Origin of the sequence: Roseateles sp., from assembly GCF_039595295.1 — a bacterium.
In the GTDB taxonomy this organism is placed as follows: domain Bacteria; phylum Pseudomonadota; class Gammaproteobacteria; order Burkholderiales; family Burkholderiaceae_C; genus Roseateles.
Window position 1 is genome coordinate 172,961 of sequence record NZ_JBCNLU010000005.1, and the last position, 12,510, is coordinate 185,470.

A 12,510-nucleotide genomic window follows, 5' to 3' on the forward strand; every position below is an offset into this window, starting at 1 on the left:
AGTTCACTATGCCCCCGCCACGTGGTAAAGGTCGGTTCTCGAAGGACCGCAAGCCCAAGCGCAACCAACAATCGCTGCTGTTCCGCCGCAAGCGTTTCTGCCGCTTCACCGTCGCCGGTGTCGAGCAGATCGACTACAAGGACGTCGACGTCCTGCGCGATTTCATCAGCGAAAACGGCAAGATCGTGCCCGCCCGCCTGACCGGCACGCGCGCCTTCTTCCAGCGTCAGCTGTCGGTGTGCATCAAGCGCGCCCGCTTCCTGGCTCTGCTGCCCTACAGCGACCAGCACAAGGTCTAAGGAGTCCACCCCATGCAAGTCATCCTGCTGGAAAAAGTGGCCAACCTCGGCAACCTGGGCGACGTCGTCAAGGTCAAGGACGGCTACGCTCGCAATTTCCTGATCCCGACCCGTCAAGCGCGCCGCGCCACGGAATCGGCCATCAAGGAATTCGAAGCCAAGCGCGCCGAGCTGGAGAAGGTTGCCGCTGAAAAGCTGGCCGCCGCTCAGTCCCTGGGCGAGAAGATCAACGGCAACACCGTCGTGATCTCGCAAAAGGCTGGCGTCGACGGCCGTCTGTTCGGCTCGGTTACCAATGCCGACATCGCCGAAGCGCTGACCAAGGCCGGCACGCCGGTCGCCAAGGCGCAAGTGCGTCTGCCCAACGGTCCCCTGAAGACCGTCGGCGAATTCCCGATCAACGTCGCTCCGCACACGGACGTCGTGGTCGAGGTGACCATCAAGGTCGTCGCCGAAGTCGAGTAATGATTCGACACCCCCACCGGGCGCTCTGCGCGCTCCTGGGGGATGCCCTGAGCGTGACCGGCCTTCGGGCCTGACATGATCGGGGCATCACAAGAAAGCCGACAGCTGAGAAGCCGTCGGCTTTCTGCTTTTTCGGGGGTGAGTTATCCCGCTCGCCCCACAGGCTATCCAGCGTCCATCCACAGGCTTGTCCACAATGTCCGCGATCTTCACCCCGCCCGGGTCAGTTGCCAGCGATAGCGAGATCGCGAAGCTGCGCGTTCCGCCGCATTCGGTGGAAGCCGAGCACAGCGTGCTGGGCGGCTTGCTGATCGACAACACCGCCTGGGACAAGGCGGCCGACACGCTCAGCGACAGCGACTTCTATCGCTACGAGCACAAGCAGATCTACGCCGCGATCGGCAAGCTGGTCAACGCTGGGAAGCCGGCCGACGTGGTCACCGTCTTCGAAGAGCTGACCTCGCTGGGCAAGGCCGAGGAATGCGGCGGGCTGGCCTACCTCAACCAGCTGGCGCAGGGCGTGCCCAGCGCCGCCAACCTGCGCCGCTACGCCGAGATCGTTCGCGAGCGCGCCATCCTGCGCAAGCTGGTGGCGACCTCCGACGAGATTGCCACCGCCGCCCTGAACCCAGCGGGTCGCGCGGTCAACGAGATCCTGGACGAGGCCGAAGGCAAGATCTTCCGCATCAACGAAGAGGGCTCGCGCGGCGGCACCGGTTTCCAGAGCATGGACCGGCTGATGGTCGAGCTGATGGACCGGGTCAACGAGCTCGCGGAGCAGGGCGCCGAGGACGTCACCGGCGTGCGCACCGGCTTCTACGACCTGGACCGCATGACGGCGGGCCTGCAGCGGGGCGACCTGATCATCCTGGCGGCGCGTCCGTCCATGGGCAAGACCGCGTTCGCGATCAACATCGGCGAGGCGGTCGCGATCAACGAGGGCCTGCCCGTCATCATCTACTCGATGGAAATGGGCGCGGCGCAGCTGGCGCTGCGGATGGTCGGCTCCATCGGCCGCATCGACCAGAGCCACTTGCGCACCGGCCGACTGCAGGACGACGAATGGGGCCGGCTGGCCGAGGCGGTGGACAAGCTGGGCAACGCGCCCATCTACATCGACGAGAGCCCCGGCCTGTCGCCCAGCGAAGTGCGGGCGCGGGCGCGCCGGCAAGCGCGGATCTCGGGCCAGATCGGCCTGATCATCATCGACTACCTGCAGCTGATGAGCGGCAACGGCGGCGCCAGCGAAGAGAACCGCGCAACCGTCGTGGGCGAGATCTCGCGGGGCCTGAAGGCGCTGGCCAAGGAGCTGCGCTGCCCGGTGATCGCGCTGTCGCAGCTGAACCGCTCGGTGGAAACGCGTCCGGACAAGCGGCCGATGATGTCGGACTTGCGCGAGTCCGGCGCCATCGAGCAGGACGCGGACATCATCATGTTCATCTACCGCGACGAGTACTACACCAAGGACGAGTGCAAGGAGCCGGGCGTCGCGGAGATCATCATCGCCAAGCAGCGTAACGGCCCGGTGGGCACGGTGAAGCTGGCCTTCGCGCGGCAGAACACCAAGTTCGAGAACCTGGCGCCTGGATACGTGAGTCCGGGGGGCGACGAGTATTGATCAGCGGCTCTGCGCCCGCACGGCCAGCACCACGCCCAGGCTCACCACGACCACGCCGCAGGCGGTGAGCAGGCTGGGCGTCTCGCCCAGCAGCGGCACGGCCATCAGCGTGGCCAGCACCGGCGCGAGCGCGCCCACCATCGCGCACTTCTGCGGTCCCAGCATGCGGATCGCGAGCCCGTACAGCAGCGTGGAGAACACGCCCACACCGACGCCCTGCACGGCGGCGAAGACGAGGATGTCGCGCATCGGCGCGGCGGCAAGGCGGGACTCGAGCAGCCCCGCGCCGGAGAGTCCGGCCAGCAGCAGCAGCGACGGATAGGTCACCACCATCACCCCGGCCAGCGGATCGATGCCGGCCAGGCGCAGGCCATGGGTGTAGGTGCCCCAGAGCAGGCTGGCCAGCAAGAGCACGCCCATGCCCACCAGGACCTGCGAGGACTGCGTGCCGAAGCCCAGCACCATCAGCGCCACGCCGGCCACGATCAGCGCGAGACGCTTGATGCGCGCGGCGGGCACCGGCTCGCGCCACAGCAGCCAGCCGACGAGGGCGAAGGAGATCGGCGTGGTGCCGGCGATCAGCGCGCTCACGTGAGCCGCCGAGGTGAAGCGGCCGCCCATCGACGCGATGAGGAAGAAGGGGAGTCCGGCGCCGAGCGAGATCATGGCCCAGCACTTCAGCGGCAGCCGCTTGAGCGTGCGCAGCCGCGAGGCGACGAAGGGCACGAGCAGCAGGGCGGGCACCAGGAAGCGGATGAGGGCGACGTCGGACGGCGTCAGCGTGGACGCGCCGATCGCGCGGATGGACAGCGAGAAGCTCGCCCAGATCACCAGCGTGAGGCCCATCGTGAGCCAGCCGGCGGCCGAGCTTTGAAGAAAGGATGGGCGGCCGAAACCGTCGGCGGTGGGGGTGAGCGACTTCATGGAACTTCCTGCGAGGCACGATGCGGTACGCTGGAAATTCTCGGTCGCGAGCCTGGGTGGAAGTATTCAAAAGCTCCAGTGATCTGGCGCTGGATTGGTGGAAGCTGCTAATGTGGAGGCCATGGACAGCAAAGACTACCAAATCATCGCGGCACTCCAGGCCAACGGCCGGATGACCAACCAGGAACTGTCGGAGCAGCTCGCCCTCACGCCGACGCCGTGCCTGCGGCGGCTGCGCATGCTGGAGGAGTCCGGAATGATCCGCGGCTACACGGCGGTGGTGGACGAGGAGGCCTACGGCCTGCCGGTGACGGCCTTCGTCGGCATCAAGCTCAAGGAACACACCGCCGAATCGGTCCGCAAGTTCGAGCGCGCGATCCAGGCGATCGATGCGGTGCTGGATTGCTACGTGATGACCGGGCAGGTGGACTATCTGCTGCGGGTGCTGACGCAGAGCCTTCAGGACTATGAGCGCTTCGTTCGGAAGGAGCTGCATGCGATTCCTGGGATCCAGTCGATCGATACGAGCTTCGCGTACTCGCGGGTGAAAAGGTCGGTGGTGTTTCCGAGTCTGTCGGGGGGTGGGTGAGGGAAGACCCTCTCCCCAGCCCTCTCCCGCAACGCGGGAGAGGGGGCAACTCGCGGGGCAACGCGTGGCGGCTGGGGGCTGGCGGCTGGCGGCTGGCGGCTGGCGGTTGGCGGTTGGGGTGAAAGTGTCCTGACTGTCCTGATCTCGTGAGCGGTACACCCCGGGCGTGGGTCGGGGCGCTTGTACCGAATCTCCCTCTGCGGCGTGCGTCGTCTTCGGGTCCTGGAGTGCCGGCTTGATCGCGGCCTCCGTTCGACCGACTGTCGTGATCGAGGACGCCACCGAAGGAAACCATGTCCGCATTGATCCACACCGTCACCGACGCCTTGTTCGAGGCCGAGGTCTCCCGCAGCGCGAGCTCGCCGAGGCACTGGCCAGCATCCAGGACCTGCATCGCCGCTGCCTGGCCGGCGAAGACGTGCCGGCCGCCGCCTGGAAAGCGCCAAAGTCGATGCGGACGTCGTCGCGCAGCCGGGCGCTGAGGACGTGGGGGTGTTGGCGGCGAGGCATGCGCGGGATGCTAACTGCCGCATTGGACCGAGTCGGCCGCCAATCGCGGTTCCCCTGGTGAGCGGCGCCCCGACTGTCCTGACGGTCGGACCAGTACGGGTCGACCAACTTCCTTCGCGCCGTCGGGAGAACCTCCCTGCGCCCGTCATACATTCGCCCCCTCGACGACCGATTCACGGTCGCGCAGGGAGCTCACATGTCCGTCTCCGACATCGCCCGCCCGTCCACCGACACGGCGATCCCCCACCTCACTCCCGAAGCCCTCGACCGGCTTCTTTCCGCGCCGGGCCAGCCGCCCTTGCTGCTCGACCTCTGGGAGCCTGGGTGTCAGCCCTGTCTGGCGCTCGCGCCGGTGGTGCAGCGGCTTGCCTTCTATCTCTGGGCCGATCTGGGCGAGGACGTCGATGCCTTCAGCGTCGCGCAGCGCATGTTGGAGCAGGGCCATCTGATGGCGCCCGGCAGGCTGTTCTCCGGCGCGCATCCGTCCCACATGCGCTTCAACATCGCGACGCTGATGGAGGGCGACGCGCTACCGGCGCTGGCGCGACTGCTGGGGCGGTGAGGGCGGCACCAGCCGCTCCACGTGGCTGGCGAGCATCCCCGCGGTGACCGCCGCGACGCGCTTGGCATCGAGCGTCTCGTCGAAGAGCATTTCCACCGTCGCATAGATCAGCTCCACGACGATGCGGCTGGCCAGCTTGAGCTCGGCCGGTTTCGCTCCCGGCAGCGCCTGCGCGAGCAGCCGCGCCTGCGCGCGCGTGACCTGCGTGTGCGAGGCCAGCCGGATTTCCTGCAGCGCCGGCACCGCGCGCAGCGCCCGCATGATCCAGACCCCGCCCTCGGTGTCCCGCGTGACCTGGTAGGTGTCGAGCAGCAGACCCACCAGCGCGGTCTCGATGGCCGCGCGGCCGCCCGCCAACACCTCTTGTGAGATCCACTGCCCGATGCAGTCGTTCTGCCGCTGCATCAGCCGCTTGCCGAGCTCGGCCAGCAGCGAGTACTTGTTGGGGAAGTAGCGGTACAGCGCCGGCGGCGAGAGCCCGGCGCGCTCGCACACCAGGTTGGTCGACAAGCGCTCGATGCCGACCTCGGTCAGGGTCTTGGCCGCGGCGTCGAGGATGCGCTCGAAGGTCTCGGCGGCGCGCTGCTGCGCGGGCTGGACCTTGGTCGTCAGCGAAGGGGGCGGCGTGCGGCGGGCAGTCGGCATGAGCGGTCCGTGGTCCTGGTTCCTGGCGAGCGGTCTGAGGCGTGGGGCGTGGGGCGTGCCGGCCCCGCGTCGTGCTGCGGGATTCTCCCAGCGCGCTGCGTCGGCGCTTGTCCGATGATTGAAAGGTAGCGATGGCTAGTGTTGTGCGTCGCGAGTGTAGCGGCACTGGCGCAGGGAGAGCGGCATGGCGACACGGGATGAGATCGGCGGCGGGGCCTGGCGATGCGCGATCGCGGTGGGCGCCATCGCGCTGCTGATGCTGGGCCTGCAGCCGCTGGTGCTGGGCGAACTGCTCGAATCCGGACGCGTGACGCTGGAGGGCGTGGGCGTCGTGGCGATGGCGGAGATCGTCGGCCTCGGGGTCGGGGTGCTGACGGGGGACCTCGCGTTGCCGGTCGGGCGGCTGCGGCTGATCACGGCGCTGGCCGCCTTGATCACAGCGGGCCTGGACCTGCTCACGCTGCGCGTCAGCGGTGATGTCGGCTTCGCGCTGATCCGTGCGGCGGCCGGCGTGGGGGAGGGCGTGCTCGTCTGGGCGACGACCAGCGTGCTGGTGCGCTCGGCGCAGCCCGAACGCAAGGCAGGCATCTTCTTCGTGATTCAGACGGTGGCGCAGGGAGTGGTCGGCCTGGTGTTGGCGCGGCTGGTCGTGCCGGCGCATGGCTGGCAGGGGGCGTTCGTCGTGTTGGCGGTGCTGTCGGCGATGGCGATGGTGCTGGCGGTCGGGCTTCCTGGGGATCTGCGTCCTTTGTCGGAGCACCAAACCGCGGAGCGGGGGGCGCGCTTCGTCTGGTCCATCGCGAGCGCGTTGCCGCTGCTGATCGCCTTCCTGGTGATGGCGACGCTGGGCTCGCTCTGGGCCTACATCGAGCCGCTGGGCAAGCGCGCGGGCTATGGGGCGGTGGAGATCCAGACGCTGATCGCCGCGGGGCTGGGCATGCAGGTGATCGGCGGCAGCATCGGCTCGGTGCTGGTGCGGCGGCTGCCGCTGCGGGCGACGCTCGCGACCAGCGCGGTGGTGTTGGGGCTGGCGGCTCTCGGCATCGGACGCACGGGGGCGGGCGACGTCGTGGCCTTTGCGCTGCTGTGCGGGGTGTTCACGTTCGTCTGGCTCTTCGTTGCGCCGTTCCAGATGGGATTGGCCTTCGCGGCGGATGCGTCGGGACGCGTGGCGGCGTTGATTCCTGCGGCGCAGTTGTTCGGTGTCGCGTTCGGGCCGCTGGTGGCGTCGCTCATGGTTGAGGGCGAGGAGGCGGGGGCGGTGCCGTTGGTCAGCGCGGGGTTCGCGGCGGTGACGGTGGGGGCGTTGCTGCTCGCTGTGTGCGCCGGCCCTCACCCCAACCGCTCTCCCGCAAGCGGGCGAGGCGCCAGGAGAGCCCCTCTCCCATGAAGTCGGAGAGGAGTTGGGGTGAGGGCCGTGGCAGACCAGAGCCTGGCTGTTCCCCCGCCTGCGATTGACGCTTCGCAGCCTGCGCCCGAAGACCCTCTCCCCCGCCCTCTCCCGCAAGCGGGCGAGGGAGCCATCAGCGCCAGTGCTCATCAGGGTTCTTCCCACATCGTCAAAAAGATAGCGATGACTAGACTGTAGCCATCGCTAACGCATCGACGGAGCCGCGCATGACTGCAATCCCCGGGGCCGGGCGCCTGCCCCTCACCGCCCTGACGGCCCTGATCCTCACGACCCTGAGCGCCCACGCCGCCCCCACCGACGCCGCCGGCCTGTGGCTGACCGCCGCGAAGGACGCCGTGATCGAGTTCAAGCCCTGCGCCGACAAGCCGAGCGCGCTCTGCGGCCGCATCGTCTGGGACAAGGACGCGGGCACCCCCAAGGACACCTGCGGCGTGACGGTCGCGCGCCTGGAGCGCTACGACGGCGACGCCTGGCGTGACGGCTGGGTCTTCGATCCGCGCGACAACAAGAAGTACAAGGGCGCGCTGCGCCTGAAGTCCGGCGAGCTGCATCTGCGCGCCTTCGTCGGCACCGAGATCCTCGGCCAGACCGAGCGCTTCTCCCGCGTCACCGAACTCCCGACCTCGCCCGTCTGCAAGCCGTCGTGAAGACGACCGCCGCCCGCCCACTCCCCACGACATCGCCCGAAAGGTCATCCATGCGATACCCCCTCCTGCTGCTCGCGCTGGGCGCGGCGCTCTGCACCGGCGCCCGGGCCGAGGACACCACCAAGCTGCCCCGCGCCGAGGACGCCGCGATGGCCAGCTTCGCCGTCGACACCGAAGTGAAGCTGGTCTCCGACCAGCGCAACCGCGGCATCTCCGATTCGCTGAACCGGCCCGGCGCGCAGCTCAGCATCCAGATGGCGCACGAGTCCGGCGTCATCGGCCTCGTGCAGCTCTCCACCGTCAGCAAGAAGGCCTACACCGATGCCGACGGCGTCAACCTGCTGCTCGGCGTGGGCTACCGCTTCGGCGACCCGGACGCCTGGCACTTCGGCGTCGGCCTGGCGACCGAGTTTTTCCCCGGCGCGAAGTTCTACGCGCCCCACGCCGTCGACCTGGAGGCGGGGGCGCCGGTCGACTTCCGCAAGACCCGCTACGACACTTCCTATGCGGTGATCGAGATCGGCTGGGGCGCCCTGGAGGGCCGCATCCTCAACGTGCTCTCGCGCAGCTACCGCGGCGCGGACACCGGCGGCGTGTGCGGCCAGATCCTCTCGGTGTCGGAGGACCCGACCAAGGCGCTCGAGTGCTACGCCCGCGGCGAGGCCAACTCGCGCGGCAGCTGGCTGTTCGACCTCGGCTACAAGCTGCCGCTGGGCGCGCAGACCACGCTCAATCTGCACGCCGGCGCGCAACGCATCCGTCACTTCAGCGAAGCCAACTTCAGCGACTACTCGTTGGGCGTGACCCACACCCGCTGGGGCTTCCAATGGAGCGCCGAATGGCTGGCCACGCGCACCCGCGCCCGCGAGCTCTTCATGGTCATCGACGGCGACCGGATCCGGCGGCAGGACAACAGCAAGCTGGTGATCTCGGTGGCGCGCAAGTTCTGATGAGCGCGGATCGTCCCGACGGCCGGCTGGTGCTGGCCGTCGACCTGGGCACCTCCGGCTGCAAGTGCGCGCTGGTGGCGCTGGACGGCCGGGTGCAGGCCTGGGCCTTTCAGCCGGTGGCGCTGCAAGTGCAGGGCGCGCGCGCCGAGCAGGATGCCGAAAGCTGGTGGCGCGCCTTCCTGATGGCGGCGAGCGAGCTGCTCGCCGCCGACGCCGCGCTGCGGCGGCGCGTCGTGGCGGTGAGCTGCTCGACGCAGACCGAGGTGACCGTCTGCGTCGATCGCGAGGGCAAGCCGCTGGGCAAGGCCTTCAGCTGGCTGGACGCGCGCGGCGCGGCGGCCATCGCGCGGCGCTCGCGCGGCGCGCTGCTCAACATCGAGGGCTACGGGCCGCTCAAGCTCTGGCGCTGGTTGCGGCTCACCGGCGGCGCACCGTCCAGCACCGGCCGCGACATCGCCGGCCACATCGCCTTCATCCGCGACGAGATGCCCGAGCTCCATGCGCGCACGCACAAGTTCCTCAACGCGCTGGACTTCATGAACCTGCGCCTGACCGGCCGCCTCTGCGCGACGCAGGATTCCATCCTCACCGCCTGGGTCACCGACAACCGTGATCCGCGCCGCGTCCGCTACGACGACGGCCTGCTGCGTCAGCTGGGCGTCGAGCGCGAGCAGTTGCCCGAGATCGTCCAGTCCACCGAGGTGATCGGCACGCTGCTGCCGGACGTGGCGGAGGCGCTGGGCCTGGCGGCGGACACGCGCGTGGTCGCGGGCGCGGTGGACAACTCGGCGGTCGCGGTGGGCGCGGCGGTCGAAGACTTCGAGACGCATCTTTATCTCGGCACCTCGTCGTGGCTCGGCGCGCACGTGCCGCGCATGCGCACCGACGTGCGGCGCAAGATCGCGGCCGTGCCCTGCGCGGTGGAGGGCCGCTACTTGGCGATGGCGCTGCAATCGACGGCCGGTGCCAACCTGTCCTTTCTGCGCGATCGCATCCTCTTCCATCGCGACGAGCTCGCTCGCGACGAGGAACACCCTGCCGCCTACGAGCTGCTCAACACCATTGCCGCGCGCGTGCCTCCGGGCGCGCGCGGGCTGATCTACACGCCCTGGCTCTTCGGCGAGCGCACGCCGGTCGACGATCCGCGGCTGCGCGCGGGGCTGATCAATCTGTCGCTGGAGCATTCCCGCGAGGACATCTTCCGCGCCTTCCTGGAGGGCGTGGCGCTGAACACGCGCTGGATGCTGGAGCCCTTCGCGCGTCTGCTGGGTCGCGATGCGGGGACGATCGCGGCGGTCGGCGGCGGGGCCCAGAGCGACGTGTGGTGCCAGATCATGGCGGACGTCACCGGCCAGCCCATCCGTCAGCTGGAGAGCCCGATCCAGGCCAACGCGATCGGGGCGAGCTTCATCGCCGCGGTCGGGTTGGGCGAGCTGCGCTTCAGCGATCTGCCCGCGCTGCGCCGCACACGTCGCGTCCATGAGCCGACGACGGCGCTGAGGGCGCTCTACCTCGACAAGTTCGAGGCCTTCAAGGAAGTGCGGACGCGCCTGGCGCCGCTGTATCACCGGCTCAATGCGCCGCGCGGTCTGAGCGCGGCGACGACGCCTGAGGCGTCCGCCCCCGCCCCCGCCCCCGCCACCGCGCGGGGACGCGTGTGAAAACAACGATGAAGCGGGCCTGCTCATGAATCACTTCGACGAACGACGCCATGTCGTGGACCTCTGCCTGACGCTGTCGCGCAAGGGCTACTTCGCCGGCACCGGCGGCAACCTGATGCTGCGCATCGACGCGGCGCTGGTGGCCGTCACGCCCTCCGCCACGGACTACTTGACGATGCGTCCGCAGGACGTCTGCGTGCTGCGTCTGGACGATCTCTCTCGCGTGGAGGGCGAGCTCGCGCCATCGGTCGAAAGCAGCCTCCACGCGCGCGTGCTGAAGGCGCGGCCCGAGGTGGGCTGCTCCATCCACACGCATCAGCCGGTGGCGAGCGCCTGCGCCTTGCTCGGCCGCGCGATGGAGGTGCCGTCGCGCCATCAGGCCGTGCTGGGGCCGCGCGTGCCGCTGGTCGGCTATGCGCCCTCGGGCAGCCGCTGGCTCGCGAGCAAGCTGGCGCGCGCGCTCACGCCGGCGAGCAACGCCTACCTGATGCGCAACCACGGGATCCTGTGCTGCGGCGCCGACAGCGATGCGGCGATGCGCGCGCTCGACGCGCTGGAGCAGCTCGCCCGGGACGCGCTGCGCGAACACATCGCCGCGCGCGATGCGCGCAGCCGTGTGCTGGACCTGATTCCCTCCGGCCACTCGGACGCCGCCGATGCCGACGCTCCCTCCGCTCGCGCGGCCTCCACTTGAAGCAGTCCCCCTCATGACCACCATCACCCCTGAACGCCCGTCCACATCGCCGATCGCCGTGCAGGGCGATGCCGCCACGTCCGCGATCTCCGAATGGCCCGATGTGGACCAGCTCTACCGGCGCCTGGCCGCGCTGGTCGCGCAACCGATGCGTCCGATCCGCGCCGATGCGATGGCGACGGTGATGCGCTGGTTCGATGAGCGCTGCGCCACGTCGAAGCGCCTGGCCGAGCAGGCCAAGGCGGTGATCCCCGGCGGCGTGCAGCACAACCTGGCGTTCAACCATCCGTTCTCGCTGGCGATGGCGCAGGCCGAGGGCGCCTGGCTGACCGACGTCGACGGCAATCGCTACATCGACTTCCTGCAGGCCGGCGGACCCACGCTGCTGGGCAGCAATCATCCGGAAGTGCGACGCCACGTGCACGCCGTCATCGATGAATGTGGCCCGGTTACCGGCCTGCTGCACGAGTACGAAATCAAGCTTGCCGAGCTGGTCTGCCAGCACATGCCCGGCGTGGAGATGCTGCGGCTGCTGGGCTCGGGCACGGAGGCGGTGATGGGCGCGGTGCGGCTGGCGCGGGCCCACACCGGCGGCAAGTGGATCATCAAGATTGGCGGCGCGTACCACGGCTGGAGCGATCAACTGGTCTACGGGATGCGGCTGCCCAAGACGGGACGCCTCGAAGCCATCGGCATTCCGCGCGGCGCCACCGGCCACACGCAGGAGTGCCTGCCCAATGATCTGGAGGAGCTGCGGCGCAAGCTGCGATGGAATCGGCTGCGCGGCGGGACGGCGGCGGTGTTGCTGGAGCCGCTCGGCCCCGAGAGCGGCACGCGGCCGGTGACCCGGGATTACAACGCCCAGGTGCGCGCGTTGTGCGATGAGTTCGGTGCGCTGCTGATCTTTGACGAGGTGGTGACCGGCTTCCGGCTGGGCATGGGCGGCGCGCAGGGCTACTTCGGCGTCACGCCCGACATCACCGTGCTGGGCAAGTGCCTGACCGGCGGCTACCCGATGGCGGGCGCGATCGGCGGGCGGCGCGACATCATGATGTCGCTGGCCGGCGGCATCGGCACGACGGCGCGGCGCGCCTTCGTCGGCGGCACGCTGTCGGCCAATCCGCTGTCCTGCGTCGCGGGCTATCACGCGCTGGTCGAGGCCAAGCGCAGCAACGCCGCCGTCGTGGCGGGCCGCGCGGGTGACCGGCTGCGCGCGGGACTCGACGAGATCATCCGGCGCCGAGGGCTGCCCTACGTCGCCTACAACATGGGCTCCATCGTCCATCTGCAGACCTCGGGCGTGCTGCTGCTGGACACGAGCAGCCTGTGGAAGCTGCTCAAGCTGAAGGAGGAGGCCAAGCGGCGCAAGCACATGATGGAAGAGATGGGCGCGGCCTACGCGGCGCACGGTCTGATCACGCTCGCCGGGAGCCGGCTCTATACCAGCGCGGCGGACAGCGATGAGGTCGTGGATGACGCGCTCAATCGCTTCGACGACGTGTTCGCGCTGGTGTGAGCGAGCTGGCCATGACATC

The 12,510-nt window shown here is 69.2% G+C and carries 13 protein-coding genes; 11 read left to right on the forward strand and 2 right to left on the reverse strand.

Annotated elements, in window-relative coordinates:
• Nucleotides 1-8: 8 nt before the first annotated feature.
• The 3 genes from rpsR (at nt 9) to dnaB (ending at nt 2,382) form a co-directional block, all read left to right on the forward strand.
• Nucleotides 9-299 carry a 30S ribosomal protein S18 gene (gene rpsR, locus ABDW59_RS06110; protein ID WP_343628644.1) on the forward strand — a complete coding sequence of 97 codons (291 nt, stop codon included), beginning with the start codon at nt 9-11 and terminating at the stop codon, nt 297-299.
• 12 nt (nt 300-311) lie between these two features.
• Complete coding sequence (gene rplI / locus ABDW59_RS06115; protein ID WP_343628645.1) at nt 312-764, forward strand: 50S ribosomal protein L9; 453 nt, start codon at nt 312-314, stop codon at nt 762-764.
• A 196-nt stretch (nt 765-960) separates the two neighbouring features.
• On the forward strand, nt 961-2,382 hold the full coding sequence (dnaB, locus tag ABDW59_RS06120; RefSeq protein WP_343628646.1) for a replicative DNA helicase: 1,422 nt from the start codon (nt 961-963) through the stop codon (nt 2,380-2,382).
• On the opposite strand, the gene ABDW59_RS06125 is transcribed toward dnaB, so the two are convergent.
• Nucleotides 2,383-3,306, reverse strand: coding sequence for a DMT family transporter (locus tag ABDW59_RS06125; RefSeq protein WP_343628647.1), 924 nt, complete (start codon nt 3,304-3,306; stop codon nt 2,383-2,385).
• Nucleotides 3,307-3,427: 121 nt separating this feature from the next.
• On the opposite strand from ABDW59_RS06125, the gene ABDW59_RS06130 reads away from it, so the two are divergent.
• Nucleotides 3,428-3,895 carry an Lrp/AsnC family transcriptional regulator gene (locus ABDW59_RS06130; protein WP_343628648.1) on the forward strand — a complete coding sequence of 156 codons (468 nt, stop codon included), beginning with the start codon at nt 3,428-3,430 and terminating at the stop codon, nt 3,893-3,895.
• A 706-nt stretch (nt 3,896-4,601) separates the two neighbouring features.
• Entirely contained in the window at nt 4,602-4,967 is a 366-nt protein-coding gene (locus ABDW59_RS06135) for a hypothetical protein (protein WP_343628649.1), read from the forward strand.
• Here the strand turns inward: ABDW59_RS06135 and ABDW59_RS06140 are convergent.
• The gene (locus tag ABDW59_RS06140) at nt 4,935-5,612 is read right to left on the reverse strand and encodes a TetR/AcrR family transcriptional regulator (protein WP_343628651.1); all 678 of its coding nucleotides are present in this window, start codon (nt 5,610-5,612) and stop codon (nt 4,935-4,937) included. The genes ABDW59_RS06135 and ABDW59_RS06140 overlap by 33 nt on opposite strands.
• A 184-nt stretch (nt 5,613-5,796) precedes the next feature.
• Between ABDW59_RS06140 and ABDW59_RS06145 the strand changes: the two genes are divergently transcribed.
• The 6 genes from ABDW59_RS06145 to ABDW59_RS06170 all read left to right on the forward strand — a co-directional run bounded on the left by ABDW59_RS06145 (nt 5,797) and on the right by ABDW59_RS06170 (nt 12,491).
• The gene (locus ABDW59_RS06145) at nt 5,797-7,002 is read left to right on the forward strand and encodes an MFS transporter (RefSeq protein WP_343628652.1); all 1,206 of its coding nucleotides are present in this window, start codon (nt 5,797-5,799) and stop codon (nt 7,000-7,002) included.
• Nucleotides 7,003-7,229: 227 nt separating this feature from the next.
• On the forward strand, nt 7,230-7,670 hold the full coding sequence (locus ABDW59_RS06150; RefSeq protein WP_343628653.1) for a DUF2147 domain-containing protein: 441 nt from the start codon (nt 7,230-7,232) through the stop codon (nt 7,668-7,670).
• Nucleotides 7,671-7,720: 50 nt separating this feature from the next.
• Nucleotides 7,721-8,620 (forward strand): TorF family putative porin, encoded by a 900-nt coding sequence (locus ABDW59_RS06155; protein ID WP_343628654.1) that lies wholly within the window; start codon nt 7,721-7,723, stop codon nt 8,618-8,620.
• Nucleotides 8,620-10,281: an FGGY-family carbohydrate kinase gene (locus ABDW59_RS06160; RefSeq protein ID WP_343628655.1), complete on the forward strand. Its 1,662-nt coding sequence runs from the start codon at nt 8,620-8,622 to the stop codon at nt 10,279-10,281. Before ABDW59_RS06155 ends, ABDW59_RS06160 begins: the two co-directional genes overlap by 1 nt.
• Before the next feature lie 25 nt (nt 10,282-10,306).
• Nucleotides 10,307-10,975: a class II aldolase/adducin family protein gene (locus ABDW59_RS06165; protein WP_343628656.1), complete on the forward strand. Its 669-nt coding sequence runs from the start codon at nt 10,307-10,309 to the stop codon at nt 10,973-10,975.
• Between the two features lie 13 nt (nt 10,976-10,988).
• Nucleotides 10,989-12,491, forward strand: coding sequence for an aminotransferase class III-fold pyridoxal phosphate-dependent enzyme (locus tag ABDW59_RS06170; protein WP_343628657.1), 1,503 nt, complete (start codon nt 10,989-10,991; stop codon nt 12,489-12,491).
• Nucleotides 12,492-12,510: the final 19 nt, after the last annotated feature.